The organism is Haloarchaeobius amylolyticus (assembly GCF_042678045.1).
GTDB classification, from domain to species: Archaea; Halobacteriota; Halobacteria; order Halobacteriales; family Natrialbaceae; genus Natrinema; species Natrinema amylolyticus_A.
The window spans coordinates 105,306-126,105 of sequence record NZ_JBHUDI010000007.1 but is presented as its reverse complement, the minus strand read 5'-3'; the positions used below and the strand labels follow the sequence as shown (position 1 = coordinate 126,105).

Annotated in this window: 12 protein-coding genes and 1 pseudogene; 2 read left to right on the top strand and 11 right to left on the bottom strand. The window is 54.7% G+C overall.

Features of this window, described 5'->3' with window-relative positions:
* The 8 genes and pseudogenes from ACFR99_RS13050 to ACFR99_RS13015 form a co-directional block, all read right to left on the bottom strand.
* Positions 1–2,297: type IV secretory system conjugative DNA transfer family protein (locus ACFR99_RS13050; RefSeq protein WP_390288031.1), on the bottom strand; the 2,297-nt coding region annotated here is incomplete at its 3' end.
* Positions 2,287–3,435, bottom strand: coding sequence for a DUF8128 domain-containing protein (locus ACFR99_RS13045; RefSeq protein ID WP_390288029.1), 1,149 nt, complete (start codon positions 3,433–3,435; stop codon positions 2,287–2,289). The genes ACFR99_RS13045 and ACFR99_RS13050, both read right to left, overlap by 11 nt.
* Positions 3,428–6,745 (bottom strand): annotated as a pseudogene (locus tag ACFR99_RS13040) (VirB4 family type IV secretion system protein). The gene ACFR99_RS13045 and the pseudogene ACFR99_RS13040 overlap by 8 nt, the downstream one beginning before the upstream one ends.
* A 5-nt stretch (positions 6,746–6,750) precedes the next feature.
* Positions 6,751–7,959: a hypothetical protein gene (locus tag ACFR99_RS13035; protein WP_390288027.1), complete on the bottom strand. Its 1,209-nt coding sequence runs from the start codon at positions 7,957–7,959 to the stop codon at positions 6,751–6,753.
* The gene (locus tag ACFR99_RS13030; RefSeq protein ID WP_390288025.1) at positions 7,960–8,829 is read right to left on the bottom strand and encodes a hypothetical protein; all 870 of its coding nucleotides are present in this window, start codon (positions 8,827–8,829) and stop codon (positions 7,960–7,962) included.
* On the bottom strand, positions 8,826–10,586 hold the full coding sequence (locus ACFR99_RS13025; RefSeq protein ID WP_390288023.1) for a DUF8186 domain-containing protein: 1,761 nt from the start codon (positions 10,584–10,586) through the stop codon (positions 8,826–8,828). Before ACFR99_RS13025 ends, ACFR99_RS13030 begins: the two co-directional genes overlap by 4 nt.
* Positions 10,587–10,617: 31 nt before the next feature.
* A complete protein-coding gene (locus tag ACFR99_RS13020) occupies positions 10,618–11,073 on the bottom strand; it encodes a pilin (RefSeq protein ID WP_390288041.1) in 456 nt (151 codons plus the stop codon).
* A 387-nt stretch (positions 11,074–11,460) separates the two neighbouring features.
* Positions 11,461–12,510: a PAS domain S-box protein gene (locus ACFR99_RS13015; RefSeq protein ID WP_390288021.1), complete on the bottom strand. Its 1,050-nt coding sequence runs from the start codon at positions 12,508–12,510 to the stop codon at positions 11,461–11,463.
* 2,290 nt (positions 12,511–14,800) lie between these two features.
* Here ACFR99_RS13015 and ACFR99_RS13010 point away from each other — a divergent pair.
* Complete coding sequence (locus ACFR99_RS13010; protein ID WP_390288019.1) at positions 14,801–15,070, top strand: HalOD1 output domain-containing protein; 270 nt, start codon at positions 14,801–14,803, stop codon at positions 15,068–15,070.
* A gap of 558 nt (positions 15,071–15,628) precedes the next feature.
* On the opposite strand, the gene ACFR99_RS13005 is transcribed toward ACFR99_RS13010, so the two are convergent.
* A complete protein-coding gene (locus ACFR99_RS13005) occupies positions 15,629–16,528 on the bottom strand; it encodes a methyl-accepting chemotaxis protein (protein ID WP_390288018.1) in 900 nt (299 codons plus the stop codon).
* Between the two features lie 510 nt (positions 16,529–17,038).
* Between ACFR99_RS13005 and ACFR99_RS13000 the strand changes: the two genes are divergently transcribed.
* Positions 17,039–17,593 carry a DUF2238 domain-containing protein gene (locus ACFR99_RS13000; RefSeq protein ID WP_390288015.1) on the top strand — a complete coding sequence of 185 codons (555 nt, stop codon included), beginning with the start codon at positions 17,039–17,041 and terminating at the stop codon, positions 17,591–17,593.
* A gap of 60 nt (positions 17,594–17,653) precedes the next feature.
* On the opposite strand, the gene ACFR99_RS12995 is transcribed toward ACFR99_RS13000, so the two are convergent.
* Complete coding sequence (locus ACFR99_RS12995) at positions 17,654–18,631, bottom strand: transcription initiation factor IIB (RefSeq protein ID WP_390288013.1); 978 nt, start codon at positions 18,629–18,631, stop codon at positions 17,654–17,656.
* 424 nt (positions 18,632–19,055) lie between these two features.
* Positions 19,056–20,705 carry a protoglobin domain-containing protein gene (locus ACFR99_RS12990; RefSeq protein ID WP_390288011.1) on the bottom strand — a complete coding sequence of 550 codons (1,650 nt, stop codon included), beginning with the start codon at positions 20,703–20,705 and terminating at the stop codon, positions 19,056–19,058.
* Between the last annotated feature and the right edge of the window lie 95 nt (positions 20,706–20,800).

Below are 20,800 nucleotides of genomic sequence, written 5' to 3'. Positions count from 1 at the left end.
ACAGTCCGATTTGCATCCGTCGTCTGTGGACGAACCGCAGTGACGCCACCATGAGCTGTCGCACCACCACCGAAGGTCACAATCTCATCACAGTTGTAGAACTGCTCAGTGCCATCCGATCGTTCGTGCAGTGGCTTTGAAAGGATATTCTCGACTCGTGACGCCACCTGTGTCTCAGACTCCCCAGGACGGACAACGAAGATCGGAATGCGGTCTTCCTCGTGAGCGCGTTTGAGATTCTGCAGAACCTTCGCTGGGCGATCTGGCGTTGTTGTCTCAGCCTCGATGTTAAACACCACATCATGATCTGGGTGCGTGGCAACTGCGTCAGGTTGCTCACTCCCATCCTGCTCGAGGATCTCGACACTGAACCCGCGTTCAGTAAGCGCTACCTCAGTATCCAGAAGCACTGCATCGTGGCTGGTTCCACCAGCTGAGCCGACAGTGCCCGTCTTGGGCCGGACCAACTCTTCACCCTCGTCGGTGAGCCGAGCGACGATCTCATCGTTCTGCAGGTCGACCTCGATCAACCGCGAGGCATCGCGCACATCCGGCAGGTCTTCGTATGCATAGTCAATCTCGGGCTCGGTTTTCTCGAGGCGAGCCACGAGTTCCTCGTCAACAGCCGTGACCTCGACCCAGCCATTTGCCTCTCGTACACCCTCTCGAATTTGGACTGTGCGGAGAGCTTCTGCCATGGTCTCGTCCAGTATCTTCGTCGGATTGGCAGCCTCATTGGCATCGCTGTAGATGAGGTTCTGAAGGATCTCTGCGTCCGTTAGCGGGTCAGTTCCGTAGCGCTCTAAACTCTGTTCGATGATATCATCGACAGTCTCAGTCGACCGAAGCGGTGGATACGGCGGGAACGAGTTGATGAGGACCGGCTCAGAATAGCGCCCACCCTCGAGCGGAAGTTTCGTCCAGGCCTTGTACTGATCAGTCGAGATCAAATCCTCCGCCGTGTAACCCTGAAACCGCTTCATCAGCAGTTGGGCGTCGTCGACGTCGTTGACTGAGAAGGCAAGAAGGTTATCACAGTTGTTCTGCATCGCTTTCAGCGTATCCTCATCAAACTGCGAGGGGTACTGGGAAGCGAGCGTTACCGATAGTCGCATCGAGCGAGCACGGGCCAGCATCGACTCGACATCGAGATTGTCGCTAGCAATGTCGTCGAACTCGTCACACAGGACAAAATAGGGGTCTGGATCGGTATCGCGTTCGTACGACCGGTGCTGAATGGCACTCCAGAGGTTGCGCATCACACCGAGCGTGACCATCTTCTTGATATCTGTATTCTCGACGGGCGTTCGAACGATAACGATCCGATCGTTGTCGATGATGTCTCGGAAATCGATCGTACTCTCACGATGGGCAATGATCCGGCGAATCACCGAATTCTCAACCCATGACTTGATCCGTTTCAGGAGGGGACGGATCGTCTCCTCCTCCATATTCGCAATCTCGAGGCAGAACTCCCTGATGTAGGGATCCTCAACGTCGAGGGCGAAGTCTTCGCGCCGCTCGGCGTTGAGCAACGTGAAGTACATATCGATGATCGAGAACGGTTTCTCCGATTTCATCATCGCCCGAGCCATTGACTCGGTGATCGCCTCCATGTTGATGCCCCAGTAGTCGGAGGTGTCGAAGACCGCTTTCAGGTTCTCGACTCGGTTTTCGATCTCATTCTCGAGTTCCTCACGCGTCTCGCACTCGGGCACCTCGAGGAAGTTCATCCCGATCGTCTTCTCATGGGTGGTCGAACCAGGCTCAATCCAGACCACATCCTCGAGTCGGTGTTCAGGGAGTTTGCGCAGGAGCTCTCGGGAGTCTCGGCCTTTCGGATCGAAGTAGGTGAAGCCATAGCCGGAGTATGCCCACTGGACCATCATATTCAGTAGCGCCGTGGTTTTCCCGTAGCCAGTGGTGCCTGTAATCCAGATATGGCGGAAGAGTGAGTCAAAGCGAAGCGGGACTTCACGGAAGCCTCGCTGAGGATCCTTATCGTAACCGATCCAGAGTGGTGCAGACGGTGTCTCGACACCTGCCTCGAACATCTCGCGGACAAATGGTCCTGCAACAGTGCCCTCCTGAGTCGTTTCAGTGATAGCTTGCTTACCACCGATGGAACTGGTCTTCTGTTCATCGATATCGTATGTCTCGCCGAGTTGGGATTGGGGGGCCGGTGGTGAATCGAGCGGAGAGTCACCGTCACCAGTAGCTTGTGTCGCTGGCTCGGTCTCCATATCTTCTGTTACCTCTTCAGAGTTGCTGCGGTCAAAGAATCGATCAAACACCATCGTGTCCTCTGTTAGTAACGTTGTGTTCGGTGGAAGCGCTGCTATCGGTGGACTGTTCGTATTGGCCGAGATCGGCAGGGGCGCGGTCACCACGTCGGGTATATCGCCAGTCGATATTCGGCGTCTCAATCTCTGCATTGGGGATATGTGCGACGCCAGCGAGTTCGTCGACGGTCATAATCATGTGCCGGTCGATCCACTCGCGGTCACACATTCGCTCAACGAACTGTCGAAGCTGCGTGGCACGTTTGCGCTCTCGCCGATGCCAAACAGGGTTGTCGTCAAGGCCCTGTTCAGTGATCGCGTTGTAGTACTTCCTGAACATCCCCGCGACGCCACGAGCACGGGCCTCGGCTTCGGCCTGTTCGCTCGAGATAGCGAGGACGCGAATGTTCACGTGGAACGCCTGTTGACCACGTTGCTGTTCGATCGTTTTTGCAGCCTGTTTGTCCTTCTCAGTCGGCGGTCGCGTGCGGGGATTGAGCCAGCCGACGGATGTCCCTTGGCGAAGCGCGTGCGCGAGTTCGTCGACGCTATTGTGCTTGAACCGGTCGCCATCGGTCCACGACTGTTTCGCAGGTCGGAAAACAACCTGCGTGATAACCGTGCTTTCATCAAGCGAGAGCATTTCGCTCGTGATTTCGCCGTACGGATCCGTCTCGAAGCCTTCGCTATTGTGGTGGCGAATCGGATAGTAGGGGATCTTCTCCATCTCGAGCCACGCACCAGCGACGTACTCGTCGGAGTCGATAACGGGAAACGCATAGCCCTCTTCAACCGGGAAAACCTCGCTGTTGGCGTAGTTGTTCCCAACACGCCGTCTGAACTTGTCGGCAGCTGCCTCGGTAGCAGCGTGCATGTAGAACTTGATCTTCCCTTCGTCAAACCAGACCTCAAAGGAGTGGTGGTCGCTCGTATTCTTCCCACGGAAGTTCGTCGTCACATCGTGGACTGACTGGAGGACCCCGGCCCCGTCCGCGATACCGTTGTTCTCTTTGTAGGGGCGGATCCGAAGCAGCGTGCCTGGCGTGTCCGCTTGCCGTTGGACGAACGAATCGTGCTCTCCAAAGTCGAGTTGCGTCGCCTCGTACTGTGGCGACGAACCTATGATTGTCTTGATCTGGTTGAACCTAGTCATGGTCTTGGGTGTCAGACTCCGTTTCAGTCGTATCCTGTGCAGTAGCTGATTCTCCACCATCAGGCCGGACAGACGATTTCTCGCTGTCTGCCTCGAGGGAATGCTCGACGACCGCATCGAGAACTTCCTCTTTTGTGAGATTTGCCTCAAGAAGCCGGCTGGCCGCGTCTGCGCTGAGATCGAGACGGGTTGCAAGCGCGTTGCGCTGGGCTTCGTTCTCGACGAACTCTTCGAAAGCGAGCAACTCTGCTGGCTCGTCACGAATTGCCTGCTCGATGAAGGCTTGGTCCTCGGGCTCGTAGTCGATAACTCGTTTCTCGAAGTCGTCAGCGACGATATGCAGCGGGTACGTCCCGTGTTCTTCGACGCGGACGAGTGCCTGACTATAGCCCAGGTCTTCGTTCCCGGCGTCGGCACCCCTGACGTACCGACGCTGCTCTTCGGTCAAGCCGATCTTGTCCGCTGTCCGATCATCCAGTTCGGGGAGCTTGTGGAGAACCTTGATCGGGCACATGCCGATGATTTTCTCCGCCTGCTCGGTCTCATAGAATTCCTGAGCAGTTTGGGAGAGCAGCACCATCCGAAGCCCTGCATGGCGTTGGTGCCGGAACGCCGTCTCGAGGAAATCGAGGTTGGCCTGGTCCTCGAAGAGGTAGTGGGCTTCGTCGATTGCGAGTTCGACGTTTCGCTGGGTGTTTTTCGCTTGCTGGTAGATCGTCGACAGCAACAGTTGCATCAGGAACGTCTGGCGATCGATCCCCGATGCACTGCCCTCGATCTGACCGAGGTCGATATAGACGACTTTGCTGTCGCCCTCGAGAATATCGATCTCGGAGTGGTGCGAGAGATTCTAGTAGGAGCCACCCTCGCGGAAGGGCTGAAACGCAATCGCGAGTTCGTCTGCATACTGGGCAGCACGCTCGCGAGCAGATTCGGATTCTGCGATATTATGCTCATCCGGGTTCTCGGCGATATCACAGAGGATCCGATGGACGTCCTGCATCGTTGGTGAATTCGCCGACGTGTGCGTCGAGACGTCGTCTTCAACGATCCCTGCTTGCCGGTAGGCTTCATCGATGACATACGAGAGGACGCCCGTCTCGGTTCCGAGTTCGATATCGCGAGCGTCGAGGAAGTTCTCGAGGACGGCGTAGACCTCGTCTTTCTTCGCCGAAAGGGGAGAGATCCCGTCACCGGAATCAAGAACGTGCTGGGGCGTCTCGCGGATTTCGAGTGGGTTGAGCTTCGTATCGCCACCGACGGTGATCGTCTTCGCGTTCAGCGCGTCTGCGATCCCACGGAAGCCACCAACTGGATCGACGAGAACCAGCATCGTGTCGTTGCGGCGTTTCATCATCCGAAGGTGGCGCATGATGTCGCCGAACGTCTTCCCAGCGCCCGGCATCCCAACGACAAGTTCACTGTGGCCCGTCTCGAGCGCCCATGGGTTGATCCGAATCGGAGAGCCGTTGTGGCCGTGATAGCCGTACTCGATACCCTCGTCCATCATCAGGTAGTTCGACGAGAACGGGAACATCGCGCCGACGGCTTGGTTCGTCAGCGTCGACATACGGTCACGGCCAAGTTCGTTCGCGCCAAGCGGTGACACTGTTGCGAGTCCGCGTTCCTGCCAGCGACTTGCGACCTTGAGCGTACAGTTCGCTGGCGCATCCTTGATGATCGAGCGGAGACGCGTCGTCTGATTATCGAGTTCCTGTTGACTATTAGCGGCGAGGCGAATGAACACGCCACCGCGATAGAACGACGCTTTGTTCGCACGGACGAGCGACCGCATGTACTTCGCCTGATCGATGTCCTCCTGGAGATCCTCGGATTTGAGACTGTTCGAGTCGTGCTGGTTGATCTTCAAATCCGAGATCCAGTCTGCCATCATATCCTGAGCCGACTGGCTGTCGAACGGATCGAGGTGGATGCTGATGTCGGTCTGCAACTCCGTGTCGAGTAACAGTCGCTCGAGGAGGCCATCTGGTGGTTCCTCGGGGAACTGTTCAATCCAGAACGTGCGAACGTACGTCTCGTCGTTGATCACGGCGTAGGTCGTCTCCCAGTCGATCGTCGACGGCGCAATTACCGACTGGTGCATCGTCGACGTGTCTGGTAACCGATCATCGGACGGAACCGACGGATCGTCGACAGTGTCTTCGGCAACGGTATTTTCGCTATGATCGCTGGAAGCCGTATCTGACGGACTGTCGTGCTCAGCCATTGCATCGAGGACGTCGTCAGGATCGGGCGTTGCTGGGACACCGTCGCTTATCCCGTGGGAGACGACCGGGAACGTGCCGAGTGCGTTCGTGATATCGGCGTACTCTTCGGGATGGCACGTCCAGTATTCCTTCGTGATCCGAGCGAGGTCGTAGGCATCAACAGGGCTGACTGAACACCGATAGAGCGACGACCCACCACGGCGGAGTTGTGTGAGTCGTGACTCGAGGTGTTCTTCTTTGAATTGCTCTCGCTCGGCATCGGTCAGGTCGTCAGTTTGGAACCGACCGAAGAGCCGTCCAAGAGCAGGAAGATCAGCAAGATAGGCAAGGACACTGTCGTCGGTTGTGTCGAAGTGCTCGATATCGTCGTCGTTCACTGCAGTGATGAGGTAGTACTCGCGAATCGTGGTCGTCTCCGAGTCAATTTCGCCGTTGTCAGTCGTATTCGCTCCAACGTACTCCTCGAGAAGCCGTTTCAACACAGGACGTGAGCGAACGTCGGCGTCAGCGAGTCGATCCTGGTGTGCACGGATGGTCTCGTCGTCATCGACCTCGCGGCTAGTGACGTAGATCTTCACTGGAAAGTCGATAGTCGAGTTGGCGAACTCCGAGAGCGACTGGACAGCCTTCGCCCACGCATCATCATCCTCGAGGGCCATGTTCGCGGGCTCGACCTTCATCGCCCCAACGAGTGCGCCATCCGTTCGTTCGATCGCGTGTGGGTACACTCGCTGGAGGCGAGTCAGATACCGGACCTCGCTGTTGTCCTCGCCACCGTGCGTGTACTCCTTGTTCTTGATCGCCCAGCTAAGACGGGCAGCAAGCCACTCAGTTAGCCACAGATATCGGGGCTTGATCTTGTGGAGCAAGAACAGCACCGTCACGAGCATAAGCCCGAATCCCAGCACCGGGATCGTCAGTGCTGCCGGAACGAACGTCGCTGCAACGACCGTGACGAACGCCACTGTGAGAAACAGCATAAGTTCGCCAATCGTGTAGCCCCGGAAGAAGGCCGTTGTGCCACCCAGCGACTGATGGATCTTTCGTGCGGTATAGTCATGATCAGAGGTGTTCGTACTCATCGAACTCACCACCGTGAGACCTTCTCCTTCGTGTTTTTGAGCCCACGCTTGGCTCGAGTCGATGCTTTCTGTGTGGCGTTGCGAGCGTCATCAGCGGCCTTATCACGCATCCGCCCAGTCTTCGACTTCCGCAAGTTGTTGTAGCGGCCGGCGTGTTCCTTCGTCGAGCGGGCCGAAGAGCCGAGCTTGTATGCTTTCGAGTCTCCACTACCGAGTGTCGTCTGGCCACTTTTCGTGACGGATCCAAGCTGGTTATCTGCGTATCCACGGTGGACGTTTCGAGCACCACGGACCGCTTTTCCAGAAGTGCGCTTTGCCTTTGCAGCGCCAGCTTTAGCCGCTGCAGGATTCGTCGTAGATGCTCCTTTCTGGGCGATCGTCCGCATCGCTGGGCTACTCCAGTAGACCGTCATGACCATCGCGATGATCGCTGCAGGGATCAGCGTCAATCCAATAAACAAGGAGAACAACCCATCAACGGTGCTTTCGAGGCCACCGACTTCCCATCCGATCCGAAAGAGGATCGCTGGCGGTACCCCTGAAATCACTAATCCAGGATAAATTCCCGCGACCCGACGTGCCATGTTTGCTGCTGGACTGAACGGCCACACCTCCATCGACCAAAGGACGCCCAGTAACGGCATGAGAGGTGTTAATACAGAAAGAGCAATCCAGCGGAGAGCAACAACGAACCCAGCAACAACCAAGAAGAAGTTCGATATGACGACCATTGCCAGAATAGTGAACGTGCCTCCGAGAGAAGATTGAATAAGACCGCCGAGTCCTGCAGACATCTCATCGATCGGAGCGATTGTCATACCCACCGCGTCGATGAACTGTAGCGGGATCGATACCAATGGGAACCAGACGAAAGTACCTATGAATACAAGCCCAAGCCGTCGCAAGAGCTGTTTTCGACGGTACTCGCTCATTGAGCCTGCTCGGAGGCCGACAAACGCAAAGGCGATAACCATCATCATGATTGCTAGCGGCATGATGTACGCCAGATATACGTCCTGATACAGACTTTCCCATGGCTGATTATCAGGAGTTCCAACGACCATATACCCCGAATCCGATTTTGGGGTGGGAACGCCGACTATTGGTTCCAATATTGTTTCATGAATGTCATTCACAAGACGTAGGAGTGCATCGGTGAAATCCTCAATGACATTCTTAATCGCGTTCTCAACCTCTTCTTGCAACCATGCCATTTAATTCTCACCCCCATTGGACATTGGCGCATCTGAATCATCTTCCACAATCGAAAGCTCACATGACTGAGATCCGCCATACCTAATTTGCTGAGAATAGGACGGATCTTTCCCAACCTGTACAACAGCTGTTACGACCATCGGTTCTGTCCCCAATTGTCCACAGTCAAGTGATCCAAGCGCGTTCTCAGTTCGATAGACTGGTCGTTTTGAGTAGACGGTTGTTTCTCCCGGTGGGAGACGTGTCTCGTGATAGTACGACTGCGATTCCTTAGATTGCAATCGGGCAACAGGTGCTCCTGCCCACTCGAGTTCAGTAAGTAACGACGGAATCGTCCCTGTATTCTCGATCACAACCGCTGCATACGTCTCCCAATTAGGCGAATTCTTGTCCCACTCCATGTCGGGGTTCTCTGCTGCCCACAGCACATCCGTAATCGCACACTCCGCCTCGAGTGAGAGTGTCGTCGTATCGACCTGCTCGTCTCCATCGAGAGCAACCAGTTCGTAGTCCCCAGTGGGGATACTGTCCTCGTAGCGACCAAGAATTTCGAACGATGTCGTGGTCTCACCGCTTGCGAGACGCTGTTGGTCGAACAACTCGCCGTTCGGATCGATGAGGTTGATAAACTCAACTGACGCATCATCAGCAACCTCGATCTCGAGGTTTGCGTCACCTATCTCGACAGAGGTGAAGACGTCACTCCCGTCTGCACTAATCCCGTTGTCATCCGTACTGTTACTGCTGTTTGATGGGTCTGTGGACGTGTCCGACATACAGCCGGCAAGGGCGACTGTACTCACACCCAGACTGGCAAGGATTGCTCGGCGAGCGATACCACTGTCGTCTCGATTGGTATTTTCTGTCATTGGTGTTCTCGTAGTCCAAGGACCGCACCGCCAGTCAGGTAGTCAAAGCCGTAGACAGCCAGCGCAACCGGGAGGAACCAGAGCAGCGTCACCAGAAGCAACCGAACAAGCTTCTGGAACTCGGGGTAGTTCGAGGGAACCGTCGCACGATCCTCGGCTGCTGAGTACAACTGATCGGCACGCCACCAGTCTGCGGGAACGTACTGGCCATCGACAAGCGACGACGGCCGCTTCTCGAGTTCAAGGACAGCCATTCCACTCGCGTTCAGCGCAGCCGATTGATTGCCGATTTCGACTCGCCCAGTCGTGACCGGATTACCGGTCGTCGTCTCCGTGACGGTTGCCTGAACGAGCGTTCCCGACGAGTTCGACTCGAGAACGGTCAACTCGAGAGTTGTGTCACGAACGGTTCCGTTGTCGGTGACCGAAATCGTCTCTGACTGGCCACGAACGATCCCGTGAACAGTCACCTCGTCGAAGGTGGCTGCTGGAAGCGTCTCCGATCGGACAGCGATCGACGTCGCATTCGTATAGTTATCAACCGTCGGAATGGCAATCGCACTCGAGAGGGACGGACCAGTATATTCGCTCCCCCACGCCTCTTCGATCACTAACGGCGGCTCAGCATCCTCCGTTGCCTTGCTCGGCATATCCGGGCGTTTCTGCGTGGGGATAGCGTGGAGCTGTGCCGGACGAACGGACGAATTCGTCCGAGTCGTCTCTGTTTCCGTCCGAGACATCATCGTCCGCCAGCCATCTACTCCCGCCGAATAGAACCGCCAGTTTCCACGCAAACGCGCATCACTGCCAACATCGATTGCAGACCACCGAGTTCCCGGATGGATAACAACACCAGTGTGAGTCGCATCGCTCTCGAATGTAACGCGCTTCGCACCGTTATCATCGATCTGTGCCACAACCGCATGGCGTGAATCAGTCGCTGTTACCTGTTCGGTTGGATAGTCGACCTCTGTTTCCCATGAGCCCTCACAGGACCCGCTCGTGCTATTGTAATCAGTACACGTCCGGGTTTCATGGCGAAGGCGTGCAGTAATCGTGGCCTCGACAGTCAGATTCTGCGTTCCCGACAGTCCCCTGTACTCGAGGGTGGAGCGATGGCCACGATCAGCGTCGAGTACCCAGCTATCTGTCTGCAGGACAATCGTATCGATAGCAGTGTCAGCAATCGACCAGTGATGGCGGACAGAGCCGCTCGTGTCATCGTCTGGGACACGGACCCGGTAATCGGCTATCGCAAGGACCTCGCCGTCTGGCGTGATGTACCGCGTCGAGGTATTCCCCGAGTGCAGCACCGTCGACGGCTGGACTGCAACGATACTCGTGTACGCATCCCGGATGTAGAGCCCATCCTCGAGGTGTGCCTGTTCTGGATGGACAGAGGTTTTCTCGCCACCGGGGTCAAAGTCCTGGAGATCACCGCTGTTCCACCTCTCAACATCCTCGATTGGTTTCTCGAACGGGACGTCTGTCGACCCTGCAAGCCGGGTCGAAAACTCTGGTGCAGAGGAAACCGTCTCTTCGAACTCGTCACTCGAGCGGTTTTGCTGATCGAGATCATCTGACCACAACAGCGGGAACCGTGTCTCGTTCACGCCGTAATCGGGCCCATCAGCAGGGATCGCTGTGTCCGAACTCGAATTCGGCTCAGCAACAGCGACGCCGACAGCCAAGAACACAGCGCCTCCGCTTGCGACAAGAAGTATGAGGACGACGTCGATCACACGTGGCGTGGTCATTGGGATTCAGGCAACCGCAAGCTCTGGTGGCTCAGAACGGTTTGACACAGTCTGAGAAGCCGAATCCCATCTGACTACCAACTTTATCGATCAGTTCGGGTGAGATCAGCGCGAGGACGATAATCCCGAACCCGACACCCGACATCACGAGCCGCTCTTTCGCCTGATTCTTCTTTTCGGGATTCCCACCGGCACGCATGTACGAGAGGCCAGCTCGACCGACGTAGAACCCCGTTGCTGGAAGGCCGAGACCAGCAACAGCTCCGAAGACGATGCCAATGCCAGTCTCGACACCAGTTCCACAGTAGACGTCACCCACATTCGACTGAGCAGCTACTGATCCAGAAGCGAGGGCGATGAAGGCCAGCCACACAGCGAGCGAGGTCGCTGCTGGCACGACTCGTCTACACGCTTGTCGGAACTCAGCCAGCAAATCAGGGCATTCAGTCGACGCATCTGGCGACTTACGCGGTGAATTGGTATTCATTGGTGTAACGGTCTGCATGGAATGTTTCGAACAGCGCCTCGAGAGCCACACTAACGGGGGCTGCTTCAGTTCGGTCACTCACCTCACCTCGAGGGCTCCGAGAACGAGTCTCGTCGAAGGGCGTCTGCTCGACCAGTCCGTCTTGGGACCTGGTAGGCGGATGTGGCTCGGGTTGCGGGAGGACTGATACTGCGTCGGTCAGTTGGACCAAGCCACTCATAGTGTCTGCATTCTCCATGGTTCATTTCCCGTTGGAGTTGAACACACAGAACACTTATTGAATATACTATATAAAAATTTCCGGTAGAACTTACTAATGGTATGAGATCCGATCCTCAAAACCCGCTATCACTCTCAAGAGGTGCTAAAAAGAACAATAAGTGGCTGCTACGCATCGTTGGAAAGCGATTCAACTTTTGGGAGCGCAATCTGGACGAGATTGCCTCGAGGCGAGTTCTCCTCGAAAGAGAGGTCTCCACCGAGTGCATTTACAGCCCACTGCATCACCCAGAGGCCAACGCCAGAGCCATGGTACGTACTGCTAATTTCCGTCTCGTCGTCCAACACGTCAGTCTCAATTTCAGGGATAGACGGTCCATTATCTGCGATTCGGACAATCCCTTGGTTGGCCTCGGGATTGTCAGTTACCAGTATCGTCACTTCCGGCGTCTCCTGGTCGTTATGTCTCACTGCATTATCGATCGCATGCTCGATCGCATGTTTGAGTCCTGTATTCCCGACGACCCAGACATCAGCCGGTGCCTCGACCAGCAGATCGACTGCGGGATAGGTTGACTGGACCTCTGTCGCACATGTTTGCACGACAGTCCGAAGGTTCGTCGCTTCTCGCTGTGTCGCCTCAGATTCAACGATGTGTTCAATTTCAGTGAGCGAATCGCTCAGTCGCCCGACCTCAGAAGCGATCTCTAAAACCGTCTCCAGTTCCTCCTCGAGTTGATCGTTTTCGATGGCGGTCTTGACCCGATCTGCATATCCCATGAGAATGTTCATTTCATTCCGCAGATTGTGACGGATAACGCGGTTCAAGAGCCGAAGAAGTTGCTCACGGGCCTTGTACTTCGTAATGTCGTTTACTTCGGCACAGACGTAGACTTCTCCATCCAGTTGTGTTGGTGTAAGATGAACGCGTACCCATCGAGATTCCCCATTTGCACGTTCAATTTTCCATTCGAAGATCTGGGAATTCCCATCAGCAGCAGCGTGGATTCGATCGAGAGCGTCCGCTTCTGTGTATCTCTGTGAAGAGGGTGTGATGTCCCCCACAGACATGCCTCGAAGTTCGCCTGCGGAATACCCATAGAGTTGCTCTAATCGATTGTTCACGTCGAGAATTACACCTGTCTCTGGTTCGTGCAGTGTGACTCCGGCATTCAGACGGTCAACGATCGACGGGAGAGATGGGGTCTTGGTTTCCATTATCAGATCATGCTTGACCATAGGAAATTCCCTATAATAATAGTATGTTCAAGTGTATTTCACGAAGAATGTTACTATGGCTCCCTCGAGACAACACTGCTCGAGGTGACGATCGATCTGCAAAATGATCCAAGACATCCACGATCGGACTTAACGGAGCAGTGAGCAGTTGTGGAATCACCCAAGACGATTTTATGTAGCTGAGAGACTCGATAAGATTGATAAATACTCACTGAATTTATCTGCCTGTCGCGTTTCCCCCACGCGACAGGATACGCCCCTTACACTGCCGCTCTTGTCCCACCCTGCCCGGCGGCTCTCACCCCGAGCCTATCCGGGCGGGTCAGGATCCTCTTGAAAGGCGTTATATCGAGAGTGAGTAACTACACACTCTCGAGTTTACAGAAATGTCGGCCAAGGGCCAGCATGAGGTTCTCGAAGGCCGAATGATACTCGAAAGCCAGAGATCGGAAGACGAAACCAGTCGTGGATCTTATGGAACGTGCCGATCTCGGCTGGCGTGGACAAGTGTTCCTCCTGACTTGTGATCAAGGAAGGGCCAACAGGGGTGTAGTTGACCCACTTCGTCCACGCTACCCAACAGTGGGCCCTACGAGAATATCAACTTGTTTCCCAACTATGCGAAATGGATGGGCTACTCGACTGCGGGGCGATATGAAATGGACGATGCTCCTCCTGTTGTCTTCTGGTCCGCCACCCACGCTCAAGGACATCGACAATTTCGGCAGACTCGGCAACATGCGTGAGGAAACGATCGACGGACAGCTGCTAAGCGTGTTCGACAGCTCGAGATTGGCCTGTTCGTAGGAACTGAGAACTCAGTCAATACGACTGCGACCAGGGAACCCCTTGTCAGTCGGTCGGTCAGTGCTATCATCGCCATTAGCCGTGGCTTCAGAAATCAACTTCCGCATCTTGCAAAAACGCCGGCCAGAGGCCGACGTTGTCACACTCATGTCCCAGGTGGTGTGTCACTGGTAGGTGATCTGAGATCCTGATGGCACCAGACAGTGGTGGAGCAATCCCAGTTGCGGCGAGGAGCCGTGTGTCTCGAATCGACTGCATTCCCTGTCTGGAGATCGATTAGAGCCACACTGTCTCTCCCCACGTGTGCTCTTAGGATATGTCCCGCATGAATCTATTGGATAAGTGATCAGAATTTGAATGATTAATAATGATCACCAATAACAATCAATTGCCTCCAACTCCCCCCATGTTGACGGAGGCACTACCCCCCCATCCCCATCGCCGACACTATTTCCCGGTCCAAGTGGGAGAAGACTTGATTCATTTCAAGTCAAAAATGGGATCAATATCCGCCTTCCGTAATTCCATAGCGGCGAATCTGAGAGGCGCATGGGAAATATGATAGAATTGTCATACGGCTATTGAAATTCATAGTGAACGGTTAGTACAGGGGGAGTAAGTGAGCGGAACACCCGAAATCCGTTGGTCGGAAAGGTTTTTGCTCCTACAGTTTAGGAGATGGACCATGGATCGTCTCTCGACTCTTTTGGTGTACGTACTCGTTGGCTTCCCTGTTTTCTTCGTTGCTATCTTTTTCCTCTCATTCGGTCCGTTAGGATTGTTTTTGTTCGTATTTCTCATCCTCATCGTAATGGCGATTCTGTCGTGGGACGATACTGGCGAACCACCAGCTCGGACGAATTGTTCTAATTGCGGTGCACCGAACGAACTAGACCGAGATCGATGTAAGCACTGCAATTCATCGCTTGAGACTGCCGATAGCAACTGAACATCTCCTTGCTTCCCAATCACCACCCAGCGGTCAGTAAGCACATGTAGTTGCCGTTCAAGACAGGAGATACATATGTAGCCCAGTAATCATACCTCAATAAACAAAAAGACCGATATAGTGAGAACTTCGAGATCATGTATGAACGATGAACAATATTCGATATTTATAGCGCATCTTCGTGCAATTCGTACTGCCATCGTCGGCTTAGCACTCGCAATTATTACTGTGGGACTTATTATCGAAGGTGACTCACTGGATTTCCCATTCTTCACAATAACGATACTCGTTTGCTTGTACGCATTTGTACCCCCTCTCATCCGTATGTGGCAAAACCCATAGCGGACAGTTCGCATCTCTATTTACCGACTGACCCAATCAGAAGGAGTTGAAACAAGCTATTCGCGAGTCTTTTTATGATATTCTCATAGTCAGTAATAAGTTCCCTATGAGGGCACAGAAAGTGATATGTTTGGCGTCATATATTAGTATCTGGAAGGATTACCCTTCAGTATGGGAAGAGATCTTGGAAATAAAAGTAATATTTCTTTGCACATAGTTAATTGTATTGCTGAAAGGGAACACGCGGATCCACTTGAACTTCCCCCATTGTATGATGCAGTCGATCCAGATGCGCTCGACGATCTCTTTGCGTCGGGGTGCCAGTCCGAGACAGACCGATCTGGCCGAATCGAGTTCCAATACAATGGCTATACGGTTATTGTCGAATTCGACAACGGACCAGAAATTACGGTCAAAGAGGAGCCAGAGCTCGTTGAGTAACACAATCGAACGAAAAATCACTTCTCAAGACAGGGTACCGACGGAGCCACCGAACGCTACCCTTTCCAGGTTGTACTGTTTGTCCCAGATGACTCGTGTAGAGACGAGTATTCGACACGGTCCGTGTGTCTGAGTTGTGCCTCTGACTGAGCGTGAGCGCTATCTCCCCACCGCCTATCCTCACGCCCAAGTCACTGTCTGTATCACAGTTATATCTGTCTTTATGATTTAACACAATACTACACAATAGTTCATTGTGGTCTGTTGAATGGAATATCATCATACCAGTCACACGATGTCATTGACATCCATCCCGAGGAGGGACGATCGTGCAGACCACAACTGACCAGTCATAATCACACCCGTTGTGACTGGGTCCAAAGCCGAACCTCCAGAACCAGCGTTAGAGGGACAAACACTGTCTCTGAAAGGGAGGGTCTTCTCTTACACCTGCAGCTATTGGTAGTGGCGAAATCGTCGGACCACGACGACGACCAGATCCGTTCGTTGTGCTCGTTAGAGAGATGCTCCCCTCTCGGGATGAAGTCAACCGCTTTCTCACACCCCCGCCATGCTGGTTCGGGTCACAACGGGTGTGACGCCACCAGTGACCTGTCCATCCGAGTCGAGCAATTCGAGATGGTGGTAGCGGGCGTCAAGCAGTCCCTCCGCAGTCTCGAGATCCATCGCAATGATCTCTTTTGGTGTCTGTTTCGCAGAGACACGTCGTTCAGTGACATCGACGTCCGAACTTCCGATCGCGATCATCTCGTTCCACACGCGCTTGAGTGTCTGTGCGTGGGGACGCGTTCCGAGGATTGCAGTGAGCGCATCCCGAACATCGTCTCGCGTCCAGAAAATGCCGCTCCCGTTCGTACGCTTGGTTGCGAACTCGTCCCAGCGCTTCATCACAAGGAGTGCCCGGAATCGGTTCTTCCGCGGTGTCCCCTGATCGACCAGGTGCTTTTTGACGCGGTGCTGGCGGCAGTTCGCAAGGAAATCCAGCGGACTGCTCGAGGGATCGATGCCACCAGGCAGTTCCTCTGGATCTTCGCGGTCGAACGCAGTTTCACCGGTCTCAGCGATCGACTTGGCCTGCTCAGCGTTTGCGTTCGCAGTCTTTGCGATTTCCTTTGCGTGGTCAGCTGTCTCGTCGGTATCGGCAACCGACTCGGTGATCTCGTGGATTTGACTGGCGATCTCCTTGCGGTTGCGATCGGCGCGGTTTTGTTCCTGCTGGAGTTCGTCGACACGCTCCTTGAGGCGGTCGATCGTCTGTGACTGCTCTTGGATGATGGTCCACATCTCTGCGCGACTCGGGAGGTCATCATCACCGTCGTCGGCCGTCGGATCAGTGCTGGTGTGCGTATCGACGCTGTCGAAGCCAAGAGCTGCGGCAACGTCGTGATCAGTGGGCGTTTCTGCGTCAACTGCGTCCGGATCTTTTCCAATTGTCATGGAGGGTAGTTGGTCGTGGTCGTGTGCTGCTGGTTGTCGGTCAAGTCGCGATGCTGCTGGGGAGAGAGACGACTCTCGAAGGAGACGAGACACCATACTGGACAGAGCCACGGCTCCTCGAGAGGCGAACTTTTATGTCGATCCGGGTCGCAGGATTGAGTAGCCAACTCTTGGGGGCGAATTGACGCCCCCGTTCCTGCGACCCAAACCGATGAGTGGTGGGTATATTCTCCTATCTTCTTGCCTCACTGATAGTCATGGATGTCACTTAAAACTAGGAGTCCTCACTAGCGGCTCTTCCTCAGTATCGAACTACGGTAATCGCAAGCAGGCTCACGGCATCAACCGTGATTAAATCAGTGCTAGATCGTTGTCAGCATGCAGCGGGAGCCATGGACTGTATCCGAGGACGACAAACGAGTACCAGCGGGGACTGTCCGAGATGTCTGGGTCCGTATTCGGGACGATATTGCTATGTGGCCCGAGTAGTCAGTTTATTCTAGAACGAGTATGTCAACAGCTGAGCATGGAGCGGGCCGTGAGGCCAGATATACGCTTCTCACAGTGTTCCTCGTCGGACTCCGACGCCGGGATCCAGGCGCGGTCATCAATGCCGTCGTTGCGGCGATCGGCACATACCTTCCCACGGTCGTCACGCGTGCGTATGGTGTTAAACTTCAGCCGTGGCAGCGAGCCTACGTGAACACCGCGATGGTTACTCATGCTGTCGGCATGCTCGGTCCCTATGACGACGTCTGGTGGTGGGATCACCTTACACACGCACATTCCTCGTCGATTCTGGCCGGGATCGTCTATGTGGTCAGTCGCAGGAAGGGGCGCGATCCTGGCCCTCGGGTCGTTGCCGCCGTCATCAGTCTCGGGCTTGTCTGGGAAACCATCGAGTATGCTATTCACGCAACGGCGAAACGCCTGGATCTCGAGCCGATACTCGTCACCTACGGCCGGAAAGACACGTTCTTGGACATTGTCTTCGATCTGGTCGGCGCATTACTCGTGCTTGCGTTCGGTGACCGTGTTCTCGGCGAGCTCGCGGCCAACGAGTAGCCGATCTGGCAGCAGTCAGTCGTTTCGTAGCAGTGGTGTATTTCTTCCTCAGCCTCAGTGTCAGTTGAGACCCATCGCTTCGATCTGTTCTTGATACCGATTCCGAATGGTAACCTCAGTCACCTGCGCAACCTCAGCAACTTCCCTTTGGGTCTTTTTCTCGTTACAGAGAAGTGATGCCGCATAAATGGCTGCTGCCGCAAATCCCGTTGGCGACTTCCCTGAAAGCAGACCCTGTTCAGCAGACTCATCGATAATTTTGATCGCCTTCATCTTCACTTCTTCACTTACCTCGAGGTCAGAACAAAATCGTGGGACGTACTCTTTAGGATCGGCTGGTTTCATCTCGAGGGAAAGTTCCTTAGCGATATAGCGATATGTGCGCCCGATTTCTTTCTTCCCCACGCGAGAGACCTCAGTCACCTCTTCAAGACTCCGCGGAATCCCCTCTTGGCGACAGCCAGCGTAGAGACAGCTCGTGGCGACGCCCTCGATAGACCGTCCACGAATCAAGTCATTGCTGAGCGCTTGTCGGTAGATCACCGATGCGACCTCTCGAACAGAACGGGGGACACCGAGTGCCGACGCCATGCGATCGATTTCCGAAAGCGCAAACTGGAGGTTTCGTTCACCTGCATCCTTGGTTCGAATCCGTTCTTGCCATTTGCGCAGTCGATGCAACTGATTCCGCTTCTTTGAGGAGATCGATCTTCCGTGTGCGTCCTTGTTTTTCCAATCAATCTGGGTGGTCAACCCTTTGTCGTGCATCGTTTGGGTTGTGGGTGCACCAACCCGGCTTTTGTTCTGCCGTTCGGCATGATTGAACGCGCGCCATTCTGGCCCGTGGTCGATATTTTGCTCTTCGATAACGAGGCCGCACTCCTCACAAATGATTTCATTACTATCGTTGCTAGCAACGAGAGCGCCTGAATCGCATTCAGGACACGTCTGCTTTTCACTCTCATTTTCATGTTCATGTTCGTCGGTTTTCGTTACCGACATCCGATCATGTTCGCGCTGCTGCGTTGGCCGCACCATGAATAGACATTCTGACTACCCGTATTGAAGTCCAATAATAATTTTGCCCCATCTTCCAGAATTATTCAACCGGTCATCCATCTCAAACTCGTCTGGAGCACGTCTCTATAGGCGTCAATCAACTCGTCTTGGCATCAAGAAGTGGGTGCTGTCTCAAAGCGGTCTAGAGTTCGAGCTGTGGGTGAGTAGACGGTCCAGTAGTGCCTATCTCTAACGCTCTCTAAACTACGTGTACTCGGTGCACGCCATTCTAACGCAATATCGCTGTCTGTAGTAAGATGCCGACGCGACTCTCAACGGCAAACTCGAGACGGCTTTGCGACGCGACCAAATGATCGTGGTTGCATATGCCTCAGGCTATGTTAGGGAGGCGACTTTGAGTTCGACGCACTGTCTAAGCCCCCGTTCACCCTGTCGATGGCGGTCAGTCTCTCAGTGAAGATTCCCGATCTCCCTGCACAGGCTGACCTTCGTCAGTGAGTCTCCCAACCGTAGTCGCGATTTCACTAGTTTTGGCAGTCAATTCCTCGTTGGCAGCGGCAACGTCCTGGATCTTTCGGGAGACGTTCTGTGCCGACCGGGATGCGTCGGTGACCATCGTCTGCATCGTATCGGCACTCTCGGCGGTCTGATCGGTCGCAGCTGCGATCTCCTCCATGCCGTGAGAAGTCTCTTCGATCGCCTCGTGAATATCGTCCATGTCGTCCATCACGGTCTCAACCCGACCGATCCCCTCGTCGAGTCGCTCGAATGTGGTTTCGATCCGAGCGGTTGAGGCGGCAATGGTCGTCTTGAGGTCGCTCATCTGGGATTCGATTTCGTCGATCTGGTCGCGGGACGAGTTTACGAACAACCCGATCTGCTCTGCGAGGGCGTTGGCGACGCCGCCGTCCGCGTCGTTCTGCCGGGCCTTGTTCGTCGCAGTGTTGGCGATCATGTCCATCCGTTGAGCCATGTCGTCAAGGTCTTTTAGCACGTCGTCGATCGATTGGGCCTCCTCTGCTAGTGCTTCGATGTCCTCGGACACAGTCTTGGCCTGATTTTGAACCATGCGAATTGACCCCATCGCCTCTTTGGCCGACTGGCGGCCATTGCGGGCCTGGCGTTCGGCGCGGTGACTCCGGCGCTCGACTTCTTCGGCAGTGGAGGCAATTTCTTCGATGGCAGCGCTGACGTCGGACACTTCTGCAGCGACCTCTTGGAGGTCCTCCGTGGCGCCGATTGCGTGGTCGCTGATCTCTTGGGTGCTGTCGGCGACCTCATCGGAAACCGAGTCTAGTTCCTCTAGAGGCATCTGGACGTCGGTTTTGACCTCTGCGGCCAATTGCTTACGGCGCTGGTTGGCCTGCTCCAGCTGCTGGTTGTACGAGTGAACGTACGTGTCGGTCGCGACCTGCATGTCAAGGTTGAGAATGCGGAGCACGGAGAGAATGTCCCACAGCCCCCGGTGAATCTCCTCGCGCACAGTCTCCTCAAGCGACTCGGTGAGTTCGACCTCCGTATCGTCGCTTGAGGACCGAAAAGCTCCCAGTGCCCCTGCCAAGCCGCCACTGCTTTCGTTGTCCTCGGTCTGTTCAGCAGCCCACTCTTTGATTGCTGCAACGACGTTCTCTTGGACACGATCGTCGAGTTCGTCAAATAACAGTTCGTAGTACACCCCGTACTGACCGATGTAGTGTTTCAGGGGCATCCCGAGAAGGTGGTGGAGTTTGCCGATGCGGGCGCGGTTCCGGAAATAGTCGCGATCATACGACCCTGTCGCGAGCGTCAGGAGGTACGCTCGCTGGGTCTGTTTCAGCTGTTCGACCCCCTTTGGAGAGCGACGGATCACCCCCATGGTCTCCTCGTGGGGAGTGAGGTTCGCGTAGAACCGCTCGGCGATCTCCTCCAGATTCTCTCGGAGCATCCCCTCGAGGTCCGACAGTCGGCCCTCGTCGTCCGCGTCAAAGTGGACGAACTCCTTTCGCAACTCGATCTCTTGTTCATCCAGTCCGATCTCTGCGATGAGCGAATCAGGGTCGACTTGTCCGTTCAATTCTCCTTTTCCAAAGGTGTCCAGCGGATCTGCATCCATCTTGTCGCGTAGACCGTAATATCCAAAATACAGATTAGTGTTGCTATACGATTAAGTGAAAGATCACAATCTTGATTCGACCCCGGTAGTGAGCC